This is a genomic window from Klebsiella oxytoca NBRC 105695, from assembly GCF_001598695.1.
Taxonomy (GTDB): Bacteria; Pseudomonadota; Gammaproteobacteria; order Enterobacterales; family Enterobacteriaceae; genus Klebsiella; species Klebsiella oxytoca.
This window is the reverse complement of sequence record NZ_BCZK01000003.1, coordinates 297533-323415: the sequence shown is the minus strand read 5'-3', so window position 1 is coordinate 323415 and position 25883 is coordinate 297533. Positions and strand designations below refer to the sequence as shown.

Below are 25883 nucleotides of genomic sequence, written 5' to 3'. Positions count from 1 at the left end.
TTTCACAATACTGCATCGGCGGCTCATGTACAGCCGGATAATGTGTATAGTGGATTGCACGATTTTTCTCCAGGACAGGTTACCCGACATGTTGACCTCTTTTAACGTTTTAACACCGGGCAATATCCGCTTTGGGCGCGGCCTTGCTCTAAGCGCGGCCCCCTGGCTCGCCGGGCGCTCGACAAAGATTCTGCTGATTCACGGCGCCACCCCGCAGCGCGCGGAATGCTTGCTAAGCGAACTCCACGCGCTTCGGCTGCACGTCACCACACTCTCTATCGCCCATGAACCCTGCCTGCAGGATATTGAACGGGGCGTGAGTCTGGCACGGGAAAAAGGCGTCGGCGCCATCGTCAGCCTCGGCGGCGGCGCGGTCATTGATGCGGGCAAAGCCATTGCGGCGCTGGTTCCCGCGCAGGGGCCCGCGATCGAATACCTGGAAGTGGTGGGTAGCGGCCGCATATTAGAGGCCAATCCGCTGCCGTTCGTCGCCATTCCCACGACGGCCGGTACCGGCGCGGAAGTCACAAAGAACGCGGTGATTAACGTCCCCGAGCAGCAGCGCAAGGTCAGCCTGCGTGACGACCGCATGCTGCCGGACCTGGCGATTATCGACCCGTCCCTCACCGACAGCGCGCCGCGCGCGGTGACCTTAGCCTCCGGTCTCGACGCTATCACCCAGGTGATTGAGCCCTGGCTATGCACCCGCGCGAATCCTTTTACCGACGCACTCTGTCGGGAGGCGATCCCGCGCGGCATGAAAGCGCTCAGAACGCTGATGGAACAGGAGTGTCCGGATAGCCGCGATGAGATGGCGTGGGTCAGCCTGTGCGGCGGACTGGCGTTAGCCAATGCCGGACTCGGCGTGGTTCACGGCCTGGCAGGCCCGCTGGGAGGCCTGAGCAACGCTGCCCACGGCGCACTTTGCGGTAGTCTGCTCCCCTTCGGCCTGGCGCTCAACGAAGCACAAATTAGCGACGAATGCCTCCGCCAGCGTTTTGCGGATGTACGCCAGTGGCTGGCCGCTGGACTGGATTCCGATCCTGACAGCGCATGGGAGAGCCTGCGCGAGTGGAGCCAGCGCGCCGGTCTGGGTAATCTGCGCGATCTCGGCGTCCCCCGCGAAGCGCTGGAGCCTGCGGCCCTCGCCGCCAGCAGCTCCTCATCCATGAAGGCTAACCCGGTCACGTTGACCAGCGAGCAGCTGCTGGAGCTGCTGGAAGCCGCGTGGGAGTAATGGCTGAATAGCGGCAGCGCCCGGGAATTTAGATTTTGTTGCAAAACGAAATCTCCGAATTTTTCGACGCAATACGCAGCGGTTAAAACGGTTTTAATCCGGTAGATCAAAAAGTTAAAGCAAAAACTCCGAACCGATTGTTCAGAGGAAAGCGTGATCTACCGCACACTTCTCTTTTCGTTTCCCGCTGCGAATGTCTAAGCTTATTAGACAGGTCGGGCGTGCCCGGCATCCTCTACTGACGCAATCCGGAGGTCCGTACCCCTATGTTCAGCCAGAAATTACGCAACGTTGATGACGATGAGCTCAGGATCGACACCGATCCGTGCTACGAAGCCGATCCGTATGAGTTAAAGCTGGATGAAATGTTCGACGCCGAACCTGAACCGGAGATCATTGAAGGGCTGCCCGCCTCGGATGCCCTCACCCCTGCCGATCGTTATCTGGAGCTGTTCGCCCACGTCCAGAAATCGCGAATTTTCGCCGATAGTAAAACCTTCCCGGACTGCGCGCCGAAGCAGGATCCGCTGGATATCTTGATTCACTATCGTCGCATCAGGCGCACCCCCGGATTCGATTTACGCCAGTTTGTGGAAGATCATTTCTGGCTGCCGGAAAGCCGCGCCGAGGACTACGTCTCCGATCCCACGCGATCCCTCAAGGAGCATATTGATAATCTGTGGCCAATCCTCACCCGCGAGCCGCAGGATCATATTCCGTGGTCGTCGCTGCTGGCGCTGCCGCAGTCATATATTGTTCCCGGCGGACGCTTTAGCGAAACCTACTACTGGGATTCCTACTTCACTATGCTGGGGCTGGCGGAAAGCGGCCGCGAAGACCTGCTGAAATGCATGGCTGATAATTTCGCGTGGATGATCGAAATCTACGGCCATATTCCTAACGGCAACCGCACCTACTATCTCAGCCGCTCGCAGCCGCCGGTCTTTGCCCTGATGGTCGAACTGTTTGAAGAAGATGGCGTCCGCGGCGCTAAACGGTACCTTGACCACCTGCAAATGGAGTACAGCTTCTGGATGGACGGCGCGGAATCGCTGATCCCCAATCAGGCGTATCGTCACGTGGTGCGTATGCCGGACGGCTCTTTGCTGAACCGCTACTGGGACGATCGCGACACGCCGCGCGATGAGTCGTGGCGGGAAGATGTTGAAACGGCGAAGCGCTCCGGGCGCCCGCCGAATGAAGTTTATCGCGACCTGCGCGCGGGGGCGGAGTCCGGCTGGGATTACTCCAGCCGCTGGCTGCGCGATATCACCCGACTGGCAAGCATCCGCACTACCCAGTTTATCCCCATTGATCTGAACGCCTTGCTGTTCAAGCTGGAGAATACCATCGCCAACCTCTCCGGCCTGAAGGGCGACCGGGAAACCGAGGCCGCTTTCCGCCAGAAGGCCAGCGACCGTCGGGCGGCGGTGACCCGCTATCTGTGGGATGACGAAAGCGGTTGTTTCCGCGATTATGACTGGCGCCGCGAGCAGCTGGCGCTGTTTTCCGCCGCCAGCATCGTCGCGCTCTATGTCGGTATGGCGACCCACGATCAGGCCGACAGGCTTGCCGATGCGGTACGCGCCCGCCTGCTTACCCCCGGCGGTATTATGGCGACCGAATATCAAAGCGGTGAACAGTGGGATAAGCCCAACGGCTGGGCGCCGCTGCAGTGGATGGCGGTACAGGGTTTTAAAATGTACGGTCAGGATCCGCTCGGCGATGAGATAGCCCACAGCTGGCTGCAAACGGTGAATCATTTCTATAAACAGCACTTTAAGCTGATTGAAAAGTACCACATCGCCAGCGCCACTCCCCACGAAGGCGGAGGGGGTGAGTACCCGCTTCAGGACGGCTTCGGCTGGACCAATGGCGTGGTGCGCCGGCTTATTGGTCTGTACGGCGAACCGTTGTAACGGCAGACTGTTCCGGCAGTCGATGTCCTGCTATGTTCATGGCATCGACTTTTGCCGGAACCCTGCTATGCCAGAATTGATGACCCCACGTCTGCGCTGTTCCCCGCTGCAGCTTGACGACTGGCCTTTTTTCCTCGCCCTCCAGCAGGATCCCCAGGTGATGCTTTACGTCGCGGATCCTCGCCCGGTCGCCGACATTCGTGAGGCTTTTGATTCGCGGCTCCCCTTATGGTCCCCGGGCGCGGCCCACTGGCTGTGTCTGGTCGTGCGCGATCGCTTCACCCATGCTCCCCTTGGCCTCACCGGCTACCAGCATCACGCTGGCGATAGCGCTGAAGTGGGTTTTCTGTTCGCTCCCCACGCGCAGGGGAAGGGGTACGGCAGTGAATCGCTGCGCGCGCTGTGCGAGTACGCGTTGACTACGGGCGGTATCCGGCGGCTGACGGCGACCGTCACCGCGGGTAATCTTGCGTCAAAAAATCTGCTGCTAAAGGTTGGTTTTCATCAGGAAGGCGAGCTGCGTGAATGCTACTGGCTCAACGGTCGCTGGCACAACGATTGGCTTTTCGGCCTGCTGCGCCGCGAGCATAACCAGCCTGGGCCATCTGGCGAATAGGGCGCGGTTAACTTTTCCTCTACACTGCGGGCCAGCCAAAGAGGAAGAGAACATGTCCCCCATAACACCGTCGCTAAGCCCGCAGGGCCTGGACTTTATTAAACGAACTCAGGGATTAGCACTCGCCCCCTATCGGGACGAGAGCGGCCTGCGCGTGATTGGCTATGGCCACGTTCTCAACGATTATGAAACGTTCAACCACTTCACGCGCGAGATCGCGGAGACCTTGCTTACCGTCGACCTGGTGCAATGCCAGCGCCAGCTTAAGCGCAACCTGCGGGTGAGGCTTAACCCATCGCAGTATGATGCGCTGGTCTCTTTAGCCTTTAGCTGCGGCCCGGCGTCTCCGGAGCTTGATATTGTTTTAACTCACCTTAACCATCAGCGGTTTGCTGAGGCGCTGACCGCCTGGGAAAATATTCGCAGCGGCCACGAACAGCGGCGTGAAGAGTGCGCAAGATTCAAGGCGACAACCGATTAAGTTTCGCTGACGCCATTAAACACCATCGCCGCCTGGGTACGATTCTTCACATCCAGTCGGCGATACAGCGACTCCAGATGCGCCTTGACCGTGCCCGCGCTAATATTTAAGGCGCGGCTAATCTCTTTATTGGAATCTCCCGCCGCCAGCAGCTGTAAAATCTCGCGCTGACGCTGGCTTAAATGAACCAATTTATTATCCCGCGCTTCCGCCGTCATTAGCCAATCGCCCGGCAAACAGAGCAGGCCATGCATGATGCTGTTGATCGCCTGGGCGAATGTTTGCAGGCTTTCCCTGCGTTGAATGATCCCGCGCACATTCCAGGAAAGCGCGCGCTGTAGCCAGCTTTTATTATCGTCGGACACGATCAGCAGCACCTGAGTCGCCGGGAAGCGGAGCTGCTTTTCCTGCAGTAGCCAGCAGCAAAACTCGCTGTGCATATCGCCATCCAGAATGAGCAGTGCTTCAGGATTCGCCGTTAGCTTCTGCCAGAGCTGATCCGCCTGACAGGTGCCAAAAATATCAAGTTCAGGAATGTGTTGCTGGAGGCCAATTTTCATTCCGTGAATAAATATCGACTGCCTGTCAAACATGATTACCTGCATGGATTTATCTCCAACAAAGAAATGCCCGATTAAAAGAGGGGGAAGGGTAATATCAGCAAGATAAAATAAGAACTCGCTGTTTGGCCTGGGGCATTTTACCGATAGGGAGGATTATCTAAACATCATAACAATGAATAGTTACAGGCCTTATTCACGCCATTACTTATTCACAATATTTATTACATTTAAATTAAGGAAATCCTTAATGAACCAGGCAGGTAAAAATAAATATAATATTATTTTTCTATTTTAAACGAACCCGCAAACGCAGGCGATGGCAAAGCGGGGAAAGTGTGTTACGGAGTAAGAAAGCGCATGAAATGCGTATACCCCTTCATGATCCATGAAGGGGCTGGGGATTACAAAAACATTCCGCCAGAGACCTCAACGCGCTGGGCGTTCATCCAGCGCAGATCGTCGCTGAGTAGCGCGGCGATAGCATCACCAATATCATCCGGCTGCCCCACTCTTCCCAGCGCCGTTTGCCCGGCGATATGCTGATTCACCTGCGGGTTATCGCGTACCACGCCGCCGCCAAAATCGGTTTCAATGGCGCCAGGAGCAATGATATTGACCGAAATTCCGCGTTCCCCAAGCTCCTTCGCCTGATAGCGCGTCAGTACCTCCATCGCGCCTTTCATCGCGGCATAGGCCGCATAACCCGGCAGAGCAAAACGCGCCAGTCCGCTGGAAACGTTGAGGATGCGTCCCCCATCCTGCAATAGCGGTAACAGACGCTGGGTAAGGAAGAACGGTCCCTTAAACTGGATGTTCATTAATTCATCAAACTGCGCTTCGCTGGTTTCGGCAAAAGCGACGTTCAGGCCAATACCGGCATTGTTTAATAAATAGTCGAATGTCTCCCGCTGCCAGCGTTGTTGAAGCACTTCCCCCACCTTGTGTGCAAAACCATCAAAACTGGTGATATCGCCGACATTTAACGGTAATGCTGCGGCTTTTACGCCTTTTTTCTCAATTTCAGCTACCACGTCAAGCGCCGCCTGCGGGTTGCTATGCCAGGTCAGAATAATATCGGTTCCCTTCTCCGCCAGCTTCAGGGCGGCGTTTTTCCCCAGCCCGCGGCTGCCGCCGGTCACCAAAGCGATACGTTGTGTCATCAGAAAACCCCTTTTCGGTTGCGTTTGCCTCGTTAAAGAGCTTATTAGCTGCTATAAAAACAATAAATACTGAAAATTACGCTTTACTGTTTCATTAAGAGCAACAAAAGGTCTGCGGAATGGATAAAATTCACGCAATGCAGCTGTTCATCAGAGTAGCGGAGCTGGAGAGTTTTTCCCGCGCTGCGGATACGCTTGGCCTGCCTAAAGGGAGCGTTTCGCGCCAGATTCAGGCACTGGAAAACCATCTTGGCGTTCGTCTGCTGCATCGCACCACCCGCCGGGTGCAGCTGACTCAGGATGGTATGGTCTACTACGAACGCGCCAGAGACCTGCTCAGCAATCTCGATGAGCTGGACGGGATGTTTCAGCTCGATCCCTCCAGCATTAGCGGACGCCTGCGGGTCGATATGCCGGTCGCCGTGGCGAAAAAACTGGTTATTCCGCAACTGCCGGCATTTCTGCAGCAGTATCCCGGCATCGAACTGGAGCTCAGCAGCAGCGACAGGTTGGTTGACGTAATCCGCGAGGGTTTTGATTGTGTGATACGCGTCGGTACGCTGAAAGATTCCGGGCTGATTGCGCGACCGCTGGGCAAGCTCACGCAAATCAACTGCGCCAGTCCTCAATATCTCACCCGCTTTGGCTACCCGCAGTCGCTGGACGATCTCGCCGATCATGCGCTGATCCACTACGCCAGCAATCTGGGCGTGCGCCCGCTGGGATTCGAAGTGGTTAGCGATGGCGCCGTCCGCTGGGTCAAAACCGGTGGCGTTCTGACGGTTAACAGCACCGAAACTTATCAAGCCTCGTGCCTGGCGGGGCTGGGGATTATTCAGGTACCCCGGGTGGGCGTTCGTGAAATGCTGCGCACCGGGGAGCTGATAGAAATTCTGCCCCACTACCGCGCCGAGCCGCTGCCGGTTTCGCTCATTTATCCGCACCGGCGCAACCTTTCACGTCGGGTACATCTGTTTATGGAGTGGCTGGGCGGGCTCATGAAAAACTATGTTGATGAGTCCGCATGATGAAAAATCCGTATTTGTGGGAGTAGCGGTATTTTATGTCGGGTAGCAGCTAACGCCTTATCCAGGATAAATATAGATAACTATCAGTGAATTATGAATTTTCCGCGGCCCTGCGCAAACAAAATGCCGGCGAGCGATTAGCGCAGAACAGGCGGCAAACAGGAACGTATTCATGCCTCCGATGACCCCGGCACGCCTTATCCGTGATTTTACGTATATAATTTTGATGAATATCGCTGTAAAAAAGGAAGAAATAATTTATGACGCCGGAAAACGACGCCCAACGACCAGCCCAGGATCCGGGCCAGCAGCCGGATGAAAATAAAAGCGCCCTGGCTGCGATAAATGACTCCACCGTGGCGAAAAAAGCCAACCAGGCGCTAAAAAGCGTCACCGGAACGGCGGAAAAAGTCCAGCGTAACCCCATTATTGCGCACCTCATCCGCGCCGCAGAGCGTTTCAACGACAGGCTGGGCAATCAGTTTGGTGCGGCGATCACCTACTTCTCATTTTTATCGATGATCCCGATTCTGATGGTCTCTTTTGCAGCAGCCGGTTTTGTTCTGGCCTCGCATCCTACGCTGCTACAGGACATCTTCGATAAAATCCTGCTTAACGTCAGCGACCCGACGCTCGCGGCAACGCTGAAAAATACCATCAATACCGCCGTACAGCAGCGCACCACCGTCGGCATCGTCGGTCTGCTGGTGGCGCTCTATTCCGGCATTAACTGGATGGGCAACCTGCGTGAGGCAATTCGCGCCCAGTCCCGCGACGTCTGGGAGCGTACGCCGCAGGATCAGGAAAAAATTTGGGTGAAGTACTTTCGCGACTTTATCTCGCTAATCGGCCTGCTGGTGGCGCTGGTGATCACCTTGTCAATCACCTCCATCGCCGGGTCGGCTCAGCAGATGATTATCTCGGCGCTCTATCTGGACTACATCGAGTGGCTGAAACCGGCGTGGCGGCTTATTGGCCTGGCCATTTCCATCTTCGCCAACTATCTGCTCTTTTTCTGGATTTTCTGGCGACTCCCGCGCCACCGCCCGCGCCGTAGGGCGCTGATTCGCGGCACCCTGATTGCGGCGGTCGGCTTTGAGATAATCAAGATCGTCATGACCTGGACGCTACCGTCGCTGGTCAAGTCGCCGTCCGGGGCGGCATTCGGCTCGGTGCTGGGAATCATGGCCTTCTTCTATTTCTTCGCCCGCCTGACGCTTTTCTGCGCCGCGTGGATTGCGACCGCCGAGTATAAAGACGACCGCCGGATGCCGGGCAAAGCCCACGACTAAACCATCACTGGGCTGAATAAAAGACGCAAAATTCAGCCCAACCTGGCATTTCAGCAGATAAATCCAATATGTAACTTTTATTTAACCTAAACCTGGTTTTATCAACCATTATTTGAATTGTGTGAAGCATTTCATAGAACTTATTTTTCTGGCACAGAAATTATTCACTTTTTGCCTGTTTTTTAGCCTCCCCGTCCCCTTGTTACAGATTGAAATGTCCCCAAGGCTGTGGCTATATGGCCTTTCGTTCGCAAAAAATAAGAAAGATCTATGCAAGCCACAGCCACAACACTCGACAATGCTCAGGAAACCGTTCCGGTTAACTCACGCAACAAGGTCGTCGTCGCTTCGCTCATTGGCACCGCCATCGAGTTCTTCGACTTCTATATCTATGCCACCGCGGCGGTCATTGTATTTCCGCATATTTTCTTCCCGCAGGGCGATCCCGCCGCCGCGACGCTACAATCGCTGGCGACCTTCGCCATCGCGTTTATTGCCCGCCCTATCGGTTCTGCGGTATTCGGCCATTTCGGCGACCGCGTAGGCCGTAAAGCGACCCTCGTGGCCTCGCTGCTGACGATGGGGATCTCAACCGTAGTTATCGGCCTGCTGCCCGGCTATGAAACCATTGGCATTATGGCGCCGGTGCTGCTGGCGCTGGCCCGCTTTGGCCAGGGGCTGGGCCTTGGCGGCGAATGGGGCGGCGCGGCGCTGCTGGCGACGGAAAACGCCCCGCCGCGCAAGCGCGCGCTGTATGGCTCATTCCCGCAGCTGGGCGCGCCTATCGGCTTCTTCTTCGCTAACGGCACCTTCCTGCTGCTCTCCTGGCTGCTGACCGACCAGCAGTTTATGGAATGGGGCTGGCGTATGCCGTTTATCTTCTCCGCCGTGCTGGTCATTATCGGCCTGTACGTCCGCGTTTCGCTGCACGAGTCGCCGGTGTTCGCAAAGGTAGCCGCCGCGAAGAAACAGGTCAAAATCCCGCTGGGCACCCTGCTGACAAAACACGTACGCGTCACCGTTCTCGGCACCTTTATCATGCTGGCGACCTACACGCTGTTTTACATCATGACCGTCTACTCCATGACCTTCAGTACCGCCGCCGCGCCGATTGGTCTCGGCTTGCCGCGCAACGAAGTGCTGTGGATGCTGATGATGGCGGTCATTGGTTTTGGCGTGATGGTGCCGGTGGCGGGCCTGCTGGCGGATGCCTTTGGCCGTCGTAAGAGCATGGTCGTGATCACGACTCTCATCATCCTCTTCGCGCTGTTTGCCTTTAAACCGCTGCTCGGCTCCGGCAATCCGCTGCTGGTCTTTGCCTTCCTGCTGATTGGCCTGAGCCTGATGGGGCTGACCTTTGGCCCTATGGGCGCGCTGCTGCCGGAGCTATTCCCGACCGAAGTTCGCTACACCGGCGCCTCGTTCTCCTACAACGTCTCGTCGATCCTCGGGGCGTCCGTAGCGCCGTATATCGCCGCATGGCTGCAGGGCAACTACGGTCTGCCCGCGGTTGGGCTCTACCTCGCCGCCATGGCGGCGCTGACGATGATCGCGCTGCTGCTGACTCACGAAACGCGTCATCAATCGCTGTAACTCTCCGTCCACTCCCCCGGCCATCCGGCCAGGGGAGTCTTCTTCCCGACTATTTTTTCATCTGCGACAAGATTGCCCGACACTGGTTCGCCTCGCCTTCGGCAGGTGATATCAGCGCCAGCAGCGCTGCTGCCGGCGTCACCAGCGTCGCCAGCGCTGCCGCTACCGCGCCGCGGGCAATCAGCGGCCCCGCCTTCACGCCCGCATTCGGCGACTTAAAGCTGCCGCGAACGTACAGCGGGGAGCGCAGGGTGATAATACGAAAGCCCTTACTCTCCGGATCGATAGTGAGGTCCAGCTGCTCCGACGCAAAGCTGGCGGTCCCGGTCACGTTGATCAGCGCGTTTTCGGTATCAAACGCGAACACCTGCGGCCGGGCGACGCCGTTGACCACGTCGATATTCGCCGCCGCGCAGTTCACCCGCACCTCATCATCGCCAAAGATCTGGCCGATAATAAAGTTACCGACGTTCAGGCCGAGGATCTCCATCAGGTTACGGCTAATCAGCCCGTCGTTCATCAGCAGCTTCAGGTTACCGTTACTGTTGCCCAGCAGCGCGGCGACGGAGTTACCGGTGCCGCGAAGCTCAACATCGCCGTTCATTTCGCCGAGCGTTTTCTGCATCATCTCCACGTTTGGCATCAGCGCTTTGAGCTTCAGGCGGCGCGCCTGCAGGTTGGCCGTCCCCTGCAGCGGTTTTTTATCCCCTTCAAGATGAATGCTGCCGGCGAGGGTACCGTTAGCCAGCCCCAGACGCAGCGGCTGCAGGCGCAGGTCGCCTCGCTGCAGGATGATGTGCGTAGAAAGGTCGCTGATGGGTAGCGTGCTGCCGTGCTCAATCCGCCGTCCTTTGAAGCGCACATCGGCATCCATTACCTGCCACTTGTCGGTTTCAAAGCGGTCATACGGCAACACTTTTCCGGCTGGCTGCGGAGAAGCTTCACCTTTACGCCGTTCAGTCTGGCTGCCTTTGCCGCCGGAATCGACGCCAATCAGCGGCCCCAGATCCGCCAGCCGTAGCTGCCTGGACTCCAGATCGCCCTCCAGCTTAGGCCGGGGTTTACCGGTGGTGTAGATCAGCGACCCGTGGATATCGCTCTCGCCAATACGGCCATTGAAATCCTGATAGGCGAAGCGTGAACCGTTTTTCTCCTTAAAGGTGGCGCGCAGATGGCCGTCGGTAGAGAAAGTCGGCGTATCCGGCAGCAGTACGCCGGTCAGATCGTAGAGATCGCCCAGCGAATCACCGGAAAACTTGAGGCGCAGATCGACGCCGCCGAGATTGAGCGGATCGCTGACCGTGCCGGTAAAAGCGACCCGGGTATTGCCGGAACGAAAATCCCCCTGCAGCGGGAACGGCGTCCCTTCGCTGCGCAGCGCCAGCATGCCGCCGATTTTGCCGTTACCGGAGAGCGGCTGCCCGTTGTAGCTCCCTTTCGCCTGCAGGCCGAAGACGTAATCGCCCACTTTCTGCGACGCTCCTTTCCCTTTTTCGCCGGTCACTTCACTAAACGCCAGCGGTTTACCGAGCGGATCAACCACGATCGTCACATCGGCGCGCGATACCTTGTCATCGATAGCAATCTTGCCGCGATCGAAAAGAATATTGTCGAGTCGGAAAGACCAGCTGGAAGGCGCCGCATCTTTCTCAGACGCTCCCGCCGAAGCCAGGTCGAAAGTCCAGTTGTTGCTCTTCTCCGACAGTCGAATCAATCGCGCGTCCGGCTGTTCAAGCTTAATCCACGGTAGATAGACCGTTTTGCTGAGCAGCGCCAGCGGGGCGAGGGTCGCCTCAACGCGCGGCAGGTGAACCATGGTGACCTGCGGGATGTCAGGCGGGTTGCCGAGGATAATATCTTCGGCATGCACGTGCGGCCAGGGTATCCAGCTTCGCCAGCCTCTTTCGCCGGGCTGGCGCTCCCACACGACGCCCAGATCGCCGCGAATCGCAAACGGACGGTTCAGCTCGGCCGACACTTTCTGATTAATCGTCGGCTTCAGGCGATTCCAGTCAAAGGTCGCCACCACAATAAAAAACAGAACGATCAGTACGACTATCGTTCCAAGGATAATAGCCACGGTTTTACGGGTTCTGGTCATCCCTTCTGCACTCCTTTTGCGTCTCGTCAGTCATGAATATAGTTGAGAAACGTCAGGTGCTCTGCCAAATGCGCTTTTCGTCACATAATCCGCGTCAGGTCAAAAAAATAATGGAACGTTGTTTTAATATCATTGACCATAAAAGCGGCCCAGCGCACACTAGGGTTAATATTGATTTAATTTCAGGTCATCACTATGTCTAAGAAAATTGCCGTCATTGGCGAATGCATGATTGAGCTGTCAGAGAAAGGCGCGGCGGTAAATCGCGGCTTTGGCGGCGACACCTTAAACACTTCCGTCTACATTGCCCGCCAGACCGACGCCAGCGAGCTGGGCGTACACTATGTTACCGCCCTGGGCACGGACACCTTCAGCCAGCAGATGCTCGAATCCTGGCAGAGTGAGAATGTCCAGACGGACCTGATTCAGCGCATGGCCGACCGTTTACCGGGCCTCTACTACATCGAAACTGACGATACCGGCGAGCGTACGTTTTACTACTGGCGTAATGAAGCCGCAGCGAAGTTCTGGCTGGAGAGCGAGCAGTCTGCAGCCATCTGCGAAGAGCTGGCGACCTATGATTATCTTTACCTCAGCGGCATCAGCCTGGCGATCCTGAGCCCGACAAGCCGCGAGAAGCTGCTGACCCTGCTGCGGGAATGCCGGGCAAACGGCGGTAAAGTTATCTTTGATAACAACTATCGTCCGCGCCTGTGGAGCAGTAAAGAAGAGACGCAGCAGGTTTATCAGCAGATGCTGGCCTGCACCGACATTGCGTTCCTGACCCTTGATGACGAAGACGCGCTGTGGGGCGAGAAGCCGGTGGCAGAGGTGATTGCCCGCACTCACGCCGCTGGCGTTGAAGAAGTGGTGGTGAAGCGCGGCGCCGACTCCTGCCTGGTAGCGATTGCCGGACAGCCGCAGCTGGAAGTCCCGGCCGTTAAGCTGGCAAAAGAGAAAGTCGTTGATACCACGGCAGCGGGCGATTCATTCAGCGCCGGCTATCTGGCCGTGCGCCTGACCGGCGGCGATGCCGAATCGGCGGCAAAACGCGGCCACCTGACCGCCAGCACGGTGATTCAGTATCGCGGTGCGATTATCCCGCGCGAGGCGATGCCGCAGTAATTTCGATGGGGTTACGCCCGCCGGCGAGAATCCCGGCTTGCGCTGCGCTTAGCCGGGCTACGGGTTTACCGCCATCTGCGGGCTGGTAGACCGGAGAAGGCGCGCCAGCGCCGCCTCCGGGAAAATCACCGGGCCAATCCCGAGCAATAGTTAAAACAGACAAGCCATAAACCTCACCGGATAGCCACGCTATCCGGTTTTGCTTTACTGCGCAGGCGGGATATCCGTCGCTTCGCTACGTCCTTGCGCAACATCACCGGCGCTGTTCGACGCCGCGGCGGCCGCTGGCGCTGGCGCCATCAGCTTTTCCCACGTCGCCTGCAGGTCCTTCATGTTGTACTCCGGTTCGCCCTGCGGCTGCTGCAACACCAGCGCCATATCCTGCGAAAGCTGCTGACGCAGGTACTGATTCAGCATGTCAACCGTCAGCGAATTGAGGAACTCCTGACGCAGCTTCTGATACTGCTCGGGAGCGATATCCACCACCTGATTTTGCAACGAACGCATCCGCTGGCTAATCAGAAGATAGGTATCCGTACGGGCATAGGTGGCAAACAGCTTCTGCAGTTCAAGGTTTTTCTGCGCAATCAGGGCATCAAACTCATCCTGCGGCAGACCGTTATCGCGCACTTTCGCCAGCTCGCGCGCCACGGTCGTTAAGTTGGCGTTCAGCCGCTCACCCGGCGATTCGATATTGATCGCGCACTGGGCGCGCTGGTAAAGCACGCGGCAGTCAAAGCCCAGGCCGATATCCTTGATGTTACTTTTGCTCAGATTCTGCTGAACGTGCCAGAACAGCGCTTCTCTGGCGAGGTCATCTCGCCAGTAGCGCTGCAGCGCGACCGAGTCACGAATCGGCTGCCACGGCGCATCCCACATCAGCGACAGCTTATCCTGGCGCACTGCATCGGTCATGATGCTGACCGGCGTCGTCGGCAGCGGCGACAGGGTAGGAACCGCCACCGGCGTTTCGCGCTTGCCCTTCAGGCCGCCGAAAGTTTTGTTAATTTGCTCCGCGACGCTGCGGCTATCGACGTTGCCGACCACAATCAGGGTCATGGCATCCGGCGTGTACCACTTGTGGTAATAGTCTTTAAGCTGAGCAATATCCACCGGCTGCTTCAGCGGCGCCGCCGGGTCATGCCCCAGCATGGTGGAGCCTTTCAGCCGATAACGCCACCAGCCCTCTTTAGTATCCGCAGGCCAGGTGGCCACCATATCTTCGCCCTGCAGCGCATGGTTGACCGCTTCCGGAGTGATCGACATTTTACCGCTGGCGCTCGCCAGCCAGCTCAGCGCCTCTTTCAGCAGGTCGTTACGGTTATTCGGTAAGCTCAGGTTAAACAAACTGTAGTCATAAGAGACGATGGCGGGCGGCAGAGGACGTTTCGGGTCAATACTCTGCTGCCATAGCGAACGGGCCTGCATGGTCGGGAGGCCACCGTTTTGCGTCAGCGCGAGGCGCGGGATAAAGTGGCTAAAGCCGCTCTGCTGAGTGCTTTCGCTCAGCGAGCCAATATTCACGGACAGGCGAACTTCGATACGATCGCTGGGACGCTGCGGGGTGGCTAAAACCTGCCACTGAAACCCGTTTGCCAGTGTGCCCTGTTGCCAGGCCGGGTCCGGCTGGAGCGCTTCTGCCTGCACATAACCGACCGTCGCCAACATCAGCAAACCACCGGTTAAGAGTCGAATTTTTGTGCCCTGCATGTGAACCCCTGATGAACAATCCTGGTTACAACAGCGGCCCACGGGAGGGCCGCCGAAAAAATGGTGAGTTAAGTACGTCGGTTAGACCACACGGAGACGAAAATGTCGCATGTTGACGTGAAATAATCATAAGGGTCACCGCCGCGCATGCGGCAGCGACCCCTAATTATGCGCAGGAGCCCATAGTCCAGCAAGGGACTATGGACCTAACAGATGGATTTATGAGGATAATTCGTGCGATTTGTCTACCGGCGTACGGTTATTCAGCACATCATCGAGCTGCTGTGAGTCCAGCTCTTTAACCCATTTTGCGACCACAATAGTCGCTACGCCGTTACCCACCAGGTTGGTCAGCGCGCGCGCCTCGGACATAAAGCGGTCAATGCCGAGGATTAACGCCAGGCCGGCGACCGGCAAATGACCGACGGCGGAGATGGTCGCCGCCAGGACGATAAAGCCGCTGCCCGTCACGCCCGCCGCGCCTTTCGAGGAGAGCAGCAGCACCACCAGCAGGGTAATCTGATGGAAAATATCCATATGGCTGTTTGTCGCCTGGGCGATAAACACAGCCGCCATCGTCAGGTATATTGAGGTGCCATCGAGGTTAAAGGAGTACCCCGTCGGGATCACCAGCCCCACCACCGATTTACGGCAGCCCAGCTTCTCCATCTTATCAAGCATCCGCGGCAGCGCCGACTCGGACGAAGAGGTTCCCAGGACGATCAGCAGCTCTTCGCGGATATAGCGGATGAACTTAAAGATGCTGAAGCCGGTGGCTTTGGCGATCGAGCCCAGTACCACCACGACAAACAGGATACAGGTGATGTAGAAGCAGACGATCAGCTGACCAAGCTGCACCAGCGTACCGACGCCGTATTTCCCGATAGTAAAGGCCATGGCGCCGAATGCGCCAATCGGCGCCAGGCGCATGATCATATTGATGATGCCGAATATAACCTGCGAGAAGCTTTCGATAACGTTAAAAATCAGCTGGCCTTTGCTGCCCAGACGATGCAGCGCAAAACCGAACAGCACGGCAAACATCAGCACCTGCAGAATGTTGCCGCTGGCAAACGCGCCAATCACGCTGCCGGGGATAATATCGAGCAGGAACGCCACGATACCCTGATCTTTCGCCTGTTCGGCATAAACCGCCACGGCCTTCGCATCAAGGGTGGCCGGGTCAACGTTCATACCCGCGCCGGGCTGCACCACGTTAACAATGATCAGACCGATGATCAGCGCGATGGTGCTCACGACTTCAAAATAGAGCAGCGCCACCGCCCCGGTGCGGCCGACGGCCTTCATGCTCTCCATCCCGGCAATCCCCGTCACAACGGTACAGAAGATAACCGGGGCAATAATCATTTTAATCAGCTTAACGAAGGCATCGCCGAGGGGTTTCATCTGCGCACCCAGCTCCGGGTAAAAATGGCCCAGCAGAATACCGATCGCTATGGCCGATAAAACCTGGACATAGAGGCTTTTAAAGAAAGAGATTTTCATAGGGTGTCCTTTGGAGATAACCACAGACTGTGAGGGGGTATTGCGTCTGTGGCTTAAAAATAACACCCATGAAACATTTCAGAAATAACGAGTGATGAAATTGCAATGCAATTGTTAATTTATTTGAACTGACTCGCATAAGCTAACAATGTTGTTACAAACTTGCATCCTCAACAACAGCCGGTAAAAAGCGGGCCTTAAAAGCCTCAGGCGGCATGGCGCAGCCAAAAAGATAACCTTGCACCGTCTCGACACCCGCCTCCTGCAGCCAGCGATACTGCTTATCGGTTTCAACGCCCTCCGCGACGATGTGCAGATTCAGCCCCCGCGCCAGCTGGATAATCGCGGGCACCATGCTGATGTCATCAGGTAGCATATCGATAAAGACTTTATCGATTTTCAGGATATCCACCGGCAGCGATTTAATATGCTGCAGTTGACGCAGCCCGGCGTAGCCCATACCAAAGTCGTCCAGCGCGATCCGCACGCCCGCTTCACGCAGCGGACGCAGCAGAGAAATCATGGCCTGCGGGTCGTCTATTCGACGGCTTTCGGTGACTTCGAGGATCAGCGTGCCCGGCGCGATACGATAGCGCGCGAGCAGCGCCAGCATCTCCGCGCCGCGATCGTGATGCAGCAGCTGTAGCTGCGACACGTTGACCGATAGCGGCAACATGATCCCCTGATTTTGCCAGGCGGCAAGCTGTCGGCAGGCCTCTTCCATCACCCAGTAGCCGACCGGGACGATCAGCCCGCAGGCTTCGATACGCTCAATCAGATCGCCAGGCAGCGACCAGCTCCCGTCAGCCTGACGCTGACGCAGCAGCGCTTCTGCACCGCAGACCTCGCCGCTGATAGTATCCACCTGCGGCTGCAGCCAGATGGCAAACTGCTGATTATCAAGCGCCGTTAAAATATCGTGCTCTTCCATCAGGCGGCGCTGCGCTTTTTCCATCTGTTCCGGATCGAAGAACTCAATCTGATTTTTACCTTTACGCCGCGCGGTAACGGCGGCGGAAAACGCCCGGCGATAGAGCTGTTCGCCGTTAATTTCGCCGTTAAACATCGCAATGCCGACGCTGGCGCAGGGGCGCAGCTGGATGCCGTGCAGGGGTAAACGTTCGCTTAAGACAGTAAGTACTTGCTTACTTAACGTCACCGCCTGCCAGGGCTCGGTAATTCCGTGGGCCAGAATCGCAAAGTCGTAGCCGCTCACCTGGGCCAGGACCATCTGCGTCGGGATAACCGCCCGCAGTTTTTCAACGAGCGTCAACAGCAGCATTTCGCGCTGCGTCTCTTTGAGTACGCCAGCGGTATCCTGCAGCGTTTCGCAGGCGACAATCAGCAGCGCAGACGCCTGCCCACGGGCGACGGTTTGCTCCAGCATCGCCATCAAAAAGGCTTTATTTGGCAGCTCGGATACCGGGAAACGGGTCGATTGCAAAGAGAGTTCATCGTGCAGGCGCAGCAGAGTCTGCTGGTTACGGTTATAGCTGCGCACCAGCATGCCGATTTCATCGTCATGATGTAAGCGCGGTATAGAAAGCTGATGGCCAAGACGCTCCTGCTGCGGGACATCATTCAGCTCGCGGGCGATTTTACGCAGCGGTCGTACCATCAGACGGTTGATGCACCAGGTGATGGCTACCGTCAGCATCAGCACCAAAAGTAAGTAAGCAGTCACTAATGTTGCCAGGGCGCTCATCACGAATTTATACATGCGATATGAATCGGCTTGCAGCACCAGATAGGCCAGCGGCTGTGGGTTAGCGGGCCGCTCAAGGGAGTAGATAGGCAGCGAAATCTGTACCGGCAGTTCAAACATGCGGGTGATGGTTACCGGCACCGGACGCTCGGGGATAAAGCGCATCCGCAGCGCCTGGAACTGATTAGGCAGGACAACATCCGCCCGGCTGACGATGCCAGCAGGCTGAATGCGGCTCAGAATGGCTTCCGCCTCCGGGATATCGGCTTTCAGAATAGCCGCTGACAGCGGTTCGCGGACGGAACGCGCAATGCTCTCTAACTGCGTGGCCGTGGTATAGCGACTCTGCTGAACAAAATGGAACAGCAAAATAGAACAGAAGACGAGTACAAACGCCATGGACACGCTCGCGACCATTGCCATCTGTTTAATTGTAAGTGAACGGCTGACGCGCAACGGGGTTCTCCACTGAAACTGAACGCATACCCGGTTTAGATCCATCATCTCCGGTCGTTTTCAGGCTGATTATATACTCAAATTGTTCGCTCACGCCCGCAAGGCGCGAAGCAATGCCATCGGGAGGCTTTCCCGGCGGCGGCACAGACGTGTAAGCATAGCGCGACCCGGGGACAATTCCCGGGCGGCGGCTGACGCCTTACCCGGGCTACAAAACGACAAAACCGTCCGGGGGACAAGTTCACCACCGCCATCGGGTCGGTAGCCCGGACAAGGTGCCTCTGGCACCGCCTCCGGGATACAGCGCGCAATGCAGCTTCGCTAGCTCTCCCCAGTGGCGCCGCGCTTACCGGAGCTAAAGGTTCACAATCGCCACCGGAGGGGAAATCGGGCTGTATGGCCGGAGGCAACGAGTATACGCGAAGAGCGCCGTGGAGTGACGCCCTGTCGCATAATTCAGCCTAATCTGCTACCAGTCGGCGTAAGGGACCAGCGGCTGCGGCGGCATATCCATATCGCCCTGCCAGCCGGAAGCCGAATAGCGGACGTACAGCAGCGCATGGCTCGGGGTATAATCCTTCGCCTGCTGAATATCCACCGCCGCCCCGACAAACCAGTTGCTGGTTACCCGTCGTTCAATCAGCGCCCGCGCGGTATAGCCGACGCCAGAGCTGCTGCTGCCTTCTTCCGTAAGCTGGCTGGCATCATGACGATACTGAGAGGGGATCAAATTGAGCAGCGGATAGCGCGCCTCGGTTTTGGTCCGCGAGTGGGACCACGACACCGAGCCCCCCAGCTCCCATGACCAGTTCTCCGTCCGCTGACGCCAGGTCACAGGTACCGAGAAGGAGACATATTCCTGCGGACTGTAATATCCCCCCTGACCCAGGGTATAGCCGCTCAGGTCTTTATCGTAGTGCCAGAGCATATTGTTCAGGCCGACGGTGACCCGGCGGTTATCTTCGTTGATCGCTTTATAGTAGTAGCCGGTCATCCAGCGCACGCGCCAGTTGTCGGCAACGTTTTTCCCGGTCAGCTGGTCGACGCCCAACGAAGACCAGACCCCGTTGGCCTCGCCTTTATCGTAGCTCAGACTCACACCGCCGCCGTCGGCGCGCACCCCGCCCCAGGTCTTGCCAGTATGGCCGCCGTTAGGGTTATCTTTCTGCCCGCCGAAGGCCAACAGCGAGCTGGAGATGGGTCGCCGATGAAGATTAACGGTGTAGCCCAGCGGGCCAACGTCGCTGCTGTAGCTCAGGCCGCCCACCACATCAACGACGTTAAAGCCCATCGGCGTGGTGCCGATATCGCCGCTCCAGGTCTCGTTCTGCCAGCCCACCGCTACGCTGGCGCCGCTGTCGCTCTGATGTTTGCTGCCGCCGGTACAGGCGATTTCGCCGCAGGTGCCCCAGCTCGGCGCATAGCTGCCGTCGTTATTGGTAGAAAAACTCCCGGCATCCATATTAACCAGATCGGTACGGAAGAACATTCGCCCGTCGGCCAGCGGGGCATCTACGTGTAACATGGTGGTATGCGCTTTCAGATCGGAATAGCCGCCGGTACCGCTGGAGCCCCAGTAATCATGCTCGAGGGTGACGTTAAGATCCTGCTGGCGATAAAGATCGGCGGCATCACTGCGGATCCCGCGCTTGAGCCAGTCATCGCTGCTGTCGTTACGCGTTAAGCGCGTAAAGGTGTCGTTATCCTGCGGGCGCTCGCGAGTAACCCCGGAGGCCACCATGGCATCCTTATAACCTTCCAGCGCCTGCTGCGGCTCGCCGTTCTGCGCCTGGAAACGCGCGGCGTCGCGCAGCACCAGCGCGCTTTCCATCGACGGCGGCTGCGCTTTCGCCTGGGGCACGATGCGGGCGAAGGTTTGCTGCGCCTGAACGCGATCGCCCAGACCGGCCTGCGCGAGGGCAATACGCCGCTGCATATTGATAGAATCGATGTCTTCGCCCTTGAGCTGCGCCACCTGAGCGCGGGCAGCATTCTTATCGCCGTCGGCAAGATACACTTCCGCGAGTCCCAGACGCGCATCGCCGTTATCCGGCTGCTGGCCAAGCACCCGCTGATATTCCGCTATCGCAGTCTGGCTGTCGCCGCGCTGCTGCGCCCAGTCCGCCAGCGTGAGCGCGTAGCGCACCGACGTCGGTTGCTGTTTAATCAGCGCGATAGCCTGGGCCTCCTGGCCGCTATCGCGCAGCTGGTTTGCCTGCCGCAAGATCCTGTCGCTTTGCAGACGCGCCTCCAGCTCGCGAATATTGTCCGTCCACTGCCCTTGAGGCAGGGCGTTTATCTGCGCCAGCGCCATCTCATCCTGATTATTACCGGATAAATAGAGGCCGTAGGCGTAAACACGATCAGCATCGCCAGGCTGGCGGTTGACCATCGCGCGCATCAGCGCGTCAGCCTCGCTGCGGCTGCCCGCGCTGACCAGATCCCGCGCCAGGCGGTAGGTTATCCACACGCTATCCGGATCCAGCGCCAGCCGACGGCGCTGCACTTCCGCCGCTTGCGCCCAGTTCCCCTGGCTCTCCAGCGCTTCGGCCTGTTTCTCCAGGCGTTCGTTCGTCAGGCTACGTTCAATATCATCAATGCTGCGCCGCTGGGCCGGCGACAGGCTGGCGATATACGCGCTGGCTTTTTCCGGCGATTCGCCGCGATACAGATTCGCCAGACCGCGTACCGCCAGGCTATTGCCGCGATCCATTCGCAGCGCGCGCTGGTAGTAACGCTCCGCCGCGGCGTTTTCTTTACGCGCCGCGGCCACGTCACCCAGCCCCAGCACCGCATAGCTATCGGTAGTGTCTATCCGCTGCGCCTGAGCGTAAGCATTTTGCGCTTGCGCCAGCTGGCCGCTTTTCAGAGCGCTATCGCCCTGCTTGATCAGCAGCCAGTAGCGGTTAGTCTTGAGCAGGCTGTCCCACTTATCGCGGCTCGGGCTATCCGGGGCCATTTTGATAGCTTTACTCAACTGAGCAACCGCCCGCGCCCGATCGCCGCGCTGGGAGTACGCCTGCCCCAATGCGCCAACCGCGTCGCTGTCTTTGGCATCCGCCCGGACAGCCTGTTGTAAATCGGCCACGGCCACCGAACCTTTCCCGGCCTTCACCGCCGCCAGCCCCTCCGCGCGATCGCGGAACGTCGGATCTTTGAGCTGGGTCTGCTGCTGATCGAGCAGAACGCGGGCATTTGCCGAGGTGGAACCGGTGGGGAATTGCACGATAAACCGCTGTAGCGCCTGTACGCTGGCCCGGCTCACCGGCATGCTTTTCACTTCGTTAAACCAGATGTCTGCTGCGATGCCACGACCCGCCGCCGAGCGCGACATCTGTTCAAGATACGCAAATCCCTCTTCCGACTTATTATCGCCAAACATCTGTTTCGCCAGCGCCGTTTGCAGCTGGATGTTGTCCGGTAAGCGGGCGTTGAGTTTTTTCAGCTGATTGATGCCTTCGTTATGTCGGGCGGGCAGGCGCGCCACCAGCGTCCAGTACTCAATCGCCGCCTCATCATCATCCGGGACGCCGTTAAACAACTTCTCGTAAGCGGCGATGGCCTCGTCAACTTTCCCGGCCACGCCCAGCAGGCGCGCCTGCTGCAGCTCCTGGCGGCCATCGCCGGTGCTGCTTTTCATCTCGTCGCGCGAAGCTTTCAGCTCCGCCGATTCCGGCGCCAGCTTCGCCAGACGCGCCAGCTGCTTCTGCGCCCCGGCCGTATCGCCCTGGCGGAGAAGATAGCGCACTCGCGCGGCGACAACGTCCGGATTGTTCGGATCGATCAATTCCAGGCGGTAGAGCGACTGACGCACCAAATCCTCTCGTTTGCTGGCCTCGCCGAGGCGCACCTGCTCCAGCAGATGCTCCTGAACAGGCGTGTTCACGGCGTGAGCCAGCGGCATCAGCGCGACGCTTAGGGAGAGCGTGAATAAGCTTAATGAGAACTTGTGCATTCCTGGTTCCAGTCAGGCCGTAATTCGCCACCGGCAGTGAAGCGAAAACGGTGTTGATCCCATCCCTGGCCGAAAAGGGTCAGGACCGTGCTGTAGTAAGCATCCGCGCCGGGATAGTGGTCGGCGACGCGCTGCCGCTGAATGGCCCGGGCATCTTCATTCTGCAAGAAAGGCAGTAGCGCCGCGGAGAAGCCCACCGGACCGTTGCCGGTGGTTTTACCGGTCGCAACGTTGGTTTTTTCCGGCGGCACACCCTGCTCTACCGTCCGGGCCGCCATCGGTTTAAAGCGCGTCAGCAGGCGGGCTTTTTGCTTATCGCCGTCATCGAGCATACCGGCCCACAGATAGACGCGAATGGCGTCATAGCTGCCGATAATGGGTTTCTCCGCCTTCAACTGCCAGCCTTTGCCTTTTTCGTAACGGACCCAGTCAGGCGAAAAGCCTTTCGGCGCGGTCTCCAGCAGCAGGCGCAGATTGCCGTCGCGTATCTTTGGCCAGGGAGCGCCAAACGCCGCAAAGTAGGTCGCCAGCTGCGGCGGCAGATAGCTGGGATTAAAACGCCAGCCGCCGTCATCGACGAAGCCGACTCTCCCCGGCAAAATCATCGGCCCCAGCCCCGGTACGGTAGCCACTTCTTCATCAGCAATACGCGCCAGCAGCGCTTTGCCGACTTCCGTATACTGGGGCGTTTCCCACAGTCGTCCGGCCTCCAGCAGCGCCCAGGCTATCCACAGGTCGGAATCCGAGGCGGAGTTGTTATCGAGCACCGTCCATTCGTCATCGCTCTTTTTCCCCCACAGCCATCCCGGCAGATGCGCGCGCAGATCGCCCTCGGCAAGGTTGTTTTGCGTCCACTCGAACAGCTTGCGGAAGCCTTCGCGGTCGTTGGCCGCCAGGGCAAAGAACAGCCCGTAGCTTTGTCCTTCCGAGGTGGTGATTTTTCGTGAATCGCTGGGGTCGATAACCCGCCCTTCGGCGCTGACGTACTCTTGTTTAAACTGCTCCCAGGCCGGCCACCGGCAGGCGGCGCTCGCCTGCGCCGCCGCCAGCATGCATATCGACAACACCACTGCACGTACCGCGTTCATCAGCAACTACTCATCATCAAGGTGGAGGCGACGGCGGCTGATAATACGCAGCATGCGCCACAGCACCCACGCCAGTAGTACGATGCTTAATGCCGCCAGCACCGCCAGCAGTACCGGGTGGCTGGAGAGCGCAAACCAGATGCGTTCGAACCACGGCAGATGCCCGATATAGTAAACATCACCTACCCGCAGGCTGTTGACGCCCGACTCGCGAATCACCGAGACGGAGCCAAACATCGCCGCGCGTTTACCGCTATCGTTAAGCGCCTGGGTGAGCAATTCGTTACCGCGAGGGCTATCGGCCAGCAGCGCCACGACGCTGCGTTGATCGTTGTAAGGCGACTGGAAGCCGATTATCGCCGCCATCGACCCGGATGACGTGATATCAGTGCGGGTATTCGGCGTTCTGGCTTCGGTATCGGGGTAGATGCTCGCCAGGTCGTAATGGCGCATCGGCATTTTCACCCAGCTTTTGGTCGCTTCAACCAGCAGGTTAATTTTCGTTTCGTCCTTCAGCGCCTGCGGAATAGAGCCAATCAGCAGCAGGTCGGCGTCTTTGTCCTTAATCTGGCTGCCGTCATCGGTCATGCGCAGGTTAATCGCCGCCAGGCCGGTTTGCGCGCCGATGCCGCCGGCCGTTTCCAGCAGCGTGGCCACCTGGCCCTCGGTCGGCGCTTTCGGCACCACGACTAAGGTATCGGAGAGATCGGCCATCCGGCTGTAGGGGAAGCCCGCGTTAGCAAACACGCGCAGATCCGGCATGGCCATAAAGTGATAGTACTTCGAGAAGTCGATGGTCGAGTCGTCCCCAATCACCACATGATTCTGCACCGGCTGGAAGGTAATACAGTTATCGATAGAGCCGCCGGGCATCGGGTTCATATACTGAAAATCGAAGCGCAGCTGGTTCATCGCCCCAAGGCGCAGCGCCGGGATTGTCACTTCCGTTTTGCCATCCAGCAGCCCCTGCAGCACCGGCAGGCGCAGAATCAGCTTATTCACATCCTGCGAACTGTTGAGGCTGAAAGACTGTAAGAACTGATCGTTCAGGCTGATATCCATGCGCGAGCTGTCCTTGATCGGCGGCATGGTGTAGCGATAGTTCAGGTTCATATCGATGCCGTTGGCGCGCAGCAGGTAGAGATCCGGCGGCAGGTTCAGCGCGACGTTAATGGAATCCGGCACCAGGCCGCTGGATTGCAGCTGCTGTTCGTAGGTTTTCAGCTCGGCAAAGGTCACCGCGCGATCGGTGCGCACCCAGTTTGGCGCATCGTACGGTTTACGCGCCTGCAGTTGTTTGACATCGTCAACCGTCACGCTGCTGCCGCGGAACAGAATATTGCCCTGCGCTATCCCCTTCGCCGCCTGCAGCAGGTCTTTGTCATCTCGCCCAAAGACCACCAGTAGCTTAACGTACGGATTATCCGGATGGTCGATCATTTCAATAGTCGGCGCGTTAACCGGTGGATGCTCGCGCAGGAAGTCCGGGCGCTTATCGTTGGTCGCAAAAACAACGGCGTTGCGGTCCGGCAGCGCATTGAACTGCACCGGGAACTGCTGACCGCGCCAGCCCGCCTTGCTGCCGAACCAGGAGGCAACGATCGCCGCCGCCTGCTGCTGAAGGACACCCGGCGAGGAGGCAAAGACCATCGGTAGCGTCAACTGGCGGTTATCACGCGAATCGTAGAACGGCACAGGAAAATGCGAAAGATCGTTGCGCACGTTCAGCGACTGATAGGTTAAATCCAGATAGCTTTCGCGACCGACGTCCAGCCACAGGGTACTGCTGGCCGGGTTTTCACAGACGTCGCGATAGTGGCCGACGAACTCAAGGCGCACGCGGTTAAAGTCGGTGATATAGAGAGGATCGATTGGGATCTGCGCGCTGACTTTTTTGCCCAACTGCTCTTTGGTGACCGGCAAAACGCCCATCAGCTCATCATTAAGATAAACCTTCAGCTGCGACTGCACCGGCAGCAGTGACGGAGAGGGGGTGTAGTCGAGATTAAGCAACGCTTTCGCCACCACCTCATCGCTGCGCATGCCGAACTCGACCGAACCCTCGGGGCGCGCGCCGCGCAGTACCATGCTGCCGGGAGGCGGAGCGATTTTGGCGAAGGTCAGCTTCACGTCGCGGCTCGGGGCGTTATCGAGCACCACCACCGGTGCCGCCGGATCGGCAAGGGTCGCCGTTGGCTGGCCGTCCGCTACCGTACCGGCAATACCGGGCACGGTTGTCGTCTGCGCCGCTGCCGTTGCCGCTGTCGGTTCCGCATACGACGCGAAGGAGGACCAGCCGCCAATGCCCACCGCTACTGCACAAATCAAAGAGAGTTTTCTGTTCATCG

The 25883-nt window shown here is 58.1% G+C and carries 17 protein-coding genes; 8 read left to right on the top strand and 9 right to left on the bottom strand.

The window, feature by feature from the left end:
- The first annotated feature begins 88 nt into the window (after nt 1-88).
- The 4 genes from KO1_RS07320 (at nt 89) to KO1_RS07305 (ending at nt 4253) form a co-directional block, all read left to right on the top strand.
- The gene (locus tag KO1_RS07320; protein WP_047720535.1) at nt 89-1237 is read left to right on the top strand and encodes an iron-containing alcohol dehydrogenase; all 1149 of its coding nucleotides are present in this window, start codon (nt 89-91) and stop codon (nt 1235-1237) included.
- A 266-nt stretch (nt 1238-1503) separates the two neighbouring features.
- Nucleotides 1504-3156 carry an alpha,alpha-trehalase gene (locus tag KO1_RS07315; RefSeq protein ID WP_004106683.1) on the top strand — a complete coding sequence of 551 codons (1653 nt, stop codon included), beginning with the start codon at nt 1504-1506 and terminating at the stop codon, nt 3154-3156.
- Between the two features lie 67 nt (nt 3157-3223).
- Entirely contained in the window at nt 3224-3772 is a 549-nt protein-coding gene (locus tag KO1_RS07310; protein WP_004106684.1) for a GNAT family N-acetyltransferase, read from the top strand.
- Between the two features lie 52 nt (nt 3773-3824).
- A complete protein-coding gene (locus KO1_RS07305) occupies nt 3825-4253 on the top strand; it encodes a lysozyme (protein WP_004106685.1) in 429 nt (142 codons plus the stop codon).
- On the opposite strand, the gene KO1_RS07300 is transcribed toward KO1_RS07305, so the two are convergent.
- Entirely contained in the window at nt 4250-4858 is a 609-nt protein-coding gene (locus KO1_RS07300) for a response regulator transcription factor (protein WP_004106686.1), read from the bottom strand. The genes KO1_RS07305 and KO1_RS07300 overlap by 4 nt on opposite strands.
- 359 nt (nt 4859-5217) lie before the next feature.
- Nucleotides 5218-5976, bottom strand: coding sequence for an SDR family NAD(P)-dependent oxidoreductase (locus KO1_RS07295; protein ID WP_004106687.1), 759 nt, complete (start codon nt 5974-5976; stop codon nt 5218-5220).
- Nucleotides 5977-6095: 119 nt separating this feature from the next.
- Here KO1_RS07295 and KO1_RS07290 point away from each other — a divergent pair, with 119 nt between their 5' ends.
- The 3 genes from KO1_RS07290 to KO1_RS07280 all read left to right on the top strand — a co-directional run bounded on the left by KO1_RS07290 (nt 6096) and on the right by KO1_RS07280 (nt 9889).
- A complete protein-coding gene (locus KO1_RS07290; protein ID WP_004106688.1) occupies nt 6096-7004 on the top strand; it encodes a LysR family transcriptional regulator in 909 nt (302 codons plus the stop codon).
- A gap of 260 nt (nt 7005-7264) precedes the next feature.
- Nucleotides 7265-8296: an inner membrane protein YhjD gene (gene yhjD, locus KO1_RS07285; RefSeq protein WP_004106689.1), complete on the top strand. Its 1032-nt coding sequence runs from the start codon at nt 7265-7267 to the stop codon at nt 8294-8296.
- Nucleotides 8297-8566: 270 nt separating this feature from the next.
- Nucleotides 8567-9889, top strand: coding sequence for an MFS transporter (locus tag KO1_RS07280; protein WP_004106691.1), 1323 nt, complete (start codon nt 8567-8569; stop codon nt 9887-9889).
- A 49-nt stretch (nt 9890-9938) separates the two neighbouring features.
- Here the strand turns inward: KO1_RS07280 and KO1_RS07275 are convergent, their stop codons facing one another.
- Nucleotides 9939-11990 carry an AsmA family protein gene (locus tag KO1_RS07275; protein ID WP_004106693.1) on the bottom strand — a complete coding sequence of 684 codons (2052 nt, stop codon included), beginning with the start codon at nt 11988-11990 and terminating at the stop codon, nt 9939-9941.
- Nucleotides 11991-12185: 195 nt separating this feature from the next.
- On the opposite strand from KO1_RS07275, the gene kdgK reads away from it, so the two are divergent.
- On the top strand, nt 12186-13115 hold the full coding sequence (gene kdgK, locus KO1_RS07270) for a 2-dehydro-3-deoxygluconokinase (RefSeq protein ID WP_004106695.1): 930 nt from the start codon (nt 12186-12188) through the stop codon (nt 13113-13115).
- Between the two features lie 204 nt (nt 13116-13319).
- Here kdgK and KO1_RS07265 read toward each other — a convergent pair whose 3' ends face one another.
- From KO1_RS07265 to bcsB, 6 genes are all read right to left on the bottom strand, one after another.
- The gene (locus tag KO1_RS07265; protein ID WP_024274798.1) at nt 13320-14825 is read right to left on the bottom strand and encodes a M16 family metallopeptidase; all 1506 of its coding nucleotides are present in this window, start codon (nt 14823-14825) and stop codon (nt 13320-13322) included.
- A gap of 219 nt (nt 14826-15044) precedes the next feature.
- Nucleotides 15045-16331 carry a dicarboxylate/amino acid:cation symporter gene (locus tag KO1_RS07260; protein ID WP_004106699.1) on the bottom strand — a complete coding sequence of 429 codons (1287 nt, stop codon included), beginning with the start codon at nt 16329-16331 and terminating at the stop codon, nt 15045-15047.
- A gap of 154 nt (nt 16332-16485) precedes the next feature.
- Nucleotides 16486-18492 carry a biofilm formation regulator HmsP gene (gene hmsP / locus KO1_RS07255; protein WP_024274799.1) on the bottom strand — a complete coding sequence of 669 codons (2007 nt, stop codon included), beginning with the start codon at nt 18490-18492 and terminating at the stop codon, nt 16486-16488.
- A 469-nt stretch (nt 18493-18961) separates the two neighbouring features.
- Complete coding sequence (gene bcsC, locus KO1_RS07250; protein WP_024274800.1) at nt 18962-22447, bottom strand: cellulose synthase complex outer membrane protein BcsC; 3486 nt, start codon at nt 22445-22447, stop codon at nt 18962-18964.
- Nucleotides 22429-23535, bottom strand: coding sequence for a cellulose synthase complex periplasmic endoglucanase BcsZ (gene bcsZ, locus KO1_RS07245; RefSeq protein ID WP_016807547.1), 1107 nt, complete (start codon nt 23533-23535; stop codon nt 22429-22431). The genes bcsC and bcsZ overlap by 19 nt, the downstream gene beginning before the upstream one ends.
- A 6-nt stretch (nt 23536-23541) precedes the next feature.
- A complete protein-coding gene (gene bcsB, locus KO1_RS07240; RefSeq protein ID WP_004106707.1) occupies nt 23542-25881 on the bottom strand; it encodes a cellulose biosynthesis cyclic di-GMP-binding regulatory protein BcsB in 2340 nt (779 codons plus the stop codon).
- Nucleotides 25882-25883 lie beyond the last annotated feature (2 nt).

What these genes read in the sequence shown, in the direction of transcription:
- bcsZ (WP_016807547.1), bottom strand. Translation starts at nt 23,535, where the DNA reads ATGAACGCGGTACGTGCAGTGGTGTTGTCGATATGCATGCTGGCGGCG.
- yhjD (WP_004106689.1), top strand. Translation starts at nt 7,265, where the DNA reads ATGACGCCGGAAAACGACGCCCAACGACCAGCCCAGGATCCGGGCCAG.
- KO1_RS07320 (WP_047720535.1), top strand. Translation starts at nt 89, where the DNA reads ATGTTGACCTCTTTTAACGTTTTAACACCGGGCAATATCCGCTTTGGG.
- KO1_RS07310 (WP_004106684.1), top strand. Translation starts at nt 3,224, where the DNA reads ATGCCAGAATTGATGACCCCACGTCTGCGCTGTTCCCCGCTGCAGCTT.
- KO1_RS07300 (WP_004106686.1), bottom strand. Translation starts at nt 4,858, where the DNA reads ATGCAGGTAATCATGTTTGACAGGCAGTCGATATTTATTCACGGAATG.
- KO1_RS07305 (WP_004106685.1), top strand. Translation starts at nt 3,825, where the DNA reads ATGTCCCCCATAACACCGTCGCTAAGCCCGCAGGGCCTGGACTTTATT.
- kdgK (WP_004106695.1), top strand. Translation starts at nt 12,186, where the DNA reads ATGTCTAAGAAAATTGCCGTCATTGGCGAATGCATGATTGAGCTGTCA.
- KO1_RS07280 (WP_004106691.1), top strand. Translation starts at nt 8,567, where the DNA reads ATGCAAGCCACAGCCACAACACTCGACAATGCTCAGGAAACCGTTCCG.
- KO1_RS07295 (WP_004106687.1), bottom strand. Translation starts at nt 5,976, where the DNA reads ATGACACAACGTATCGCTTTGGTGACCGGCGGCAGCCGCGGGCTGGGG.
- KO1_RS07290 (WP_004106688.1), top strand. Translation starts at nt 6,096, where the DNA reads ATGGATAAAATTCACGCAATGCAGCTGTTCATCAGAGTAGCGGAGCTG.
- bcsB (WP_004106707.1), bottom strand. Translation starts at nt 25,881, where the DNA reads ATGAACAGAAAACTCTCTTTGATTTGTGCAGTAGCGGTGGGCATTGGC.
- KO1_RS07275 (WP_004106693.1), bottom strand. Translation starts at nt 11,990, where the DNA reads ATGACCAGAACCCGTAAAACCGTGGCTATTATCCTTGGAACGATAGTC.
- bcsC (WP_024274800.1), bottom strand. Translation starts at nt 22,447, where the DNA reads ATGCACAAGTTCTCATTAAGCTTATTCACGCTCTCCCTAAGCGTCGCG.
- KO1_RS07315 (WP_004106683.1), top strand. Translation starts at nt 1,504, where the DNA reads ATGTTCAGCCAGAAATTACGCAACGTTGATGACGATGAGCTCAGGATC.
- KO1_RS07265 (WP_024274798.1), bottom strand. Translation starts at nt 14,825, where the DNA reads ATGCAGGGCACAAAAATTCGACTCTTAACCGGTGGTTTGCTGATGTTG.
- KO1_RS07260 (WP_004106699.1), bottom strand. Translation starts at nt 16,331, where the DNA reads ATGAAAATCTCTTTCTTTAAAAGCCTCTATGTCCAGGTTTTATCGGCC.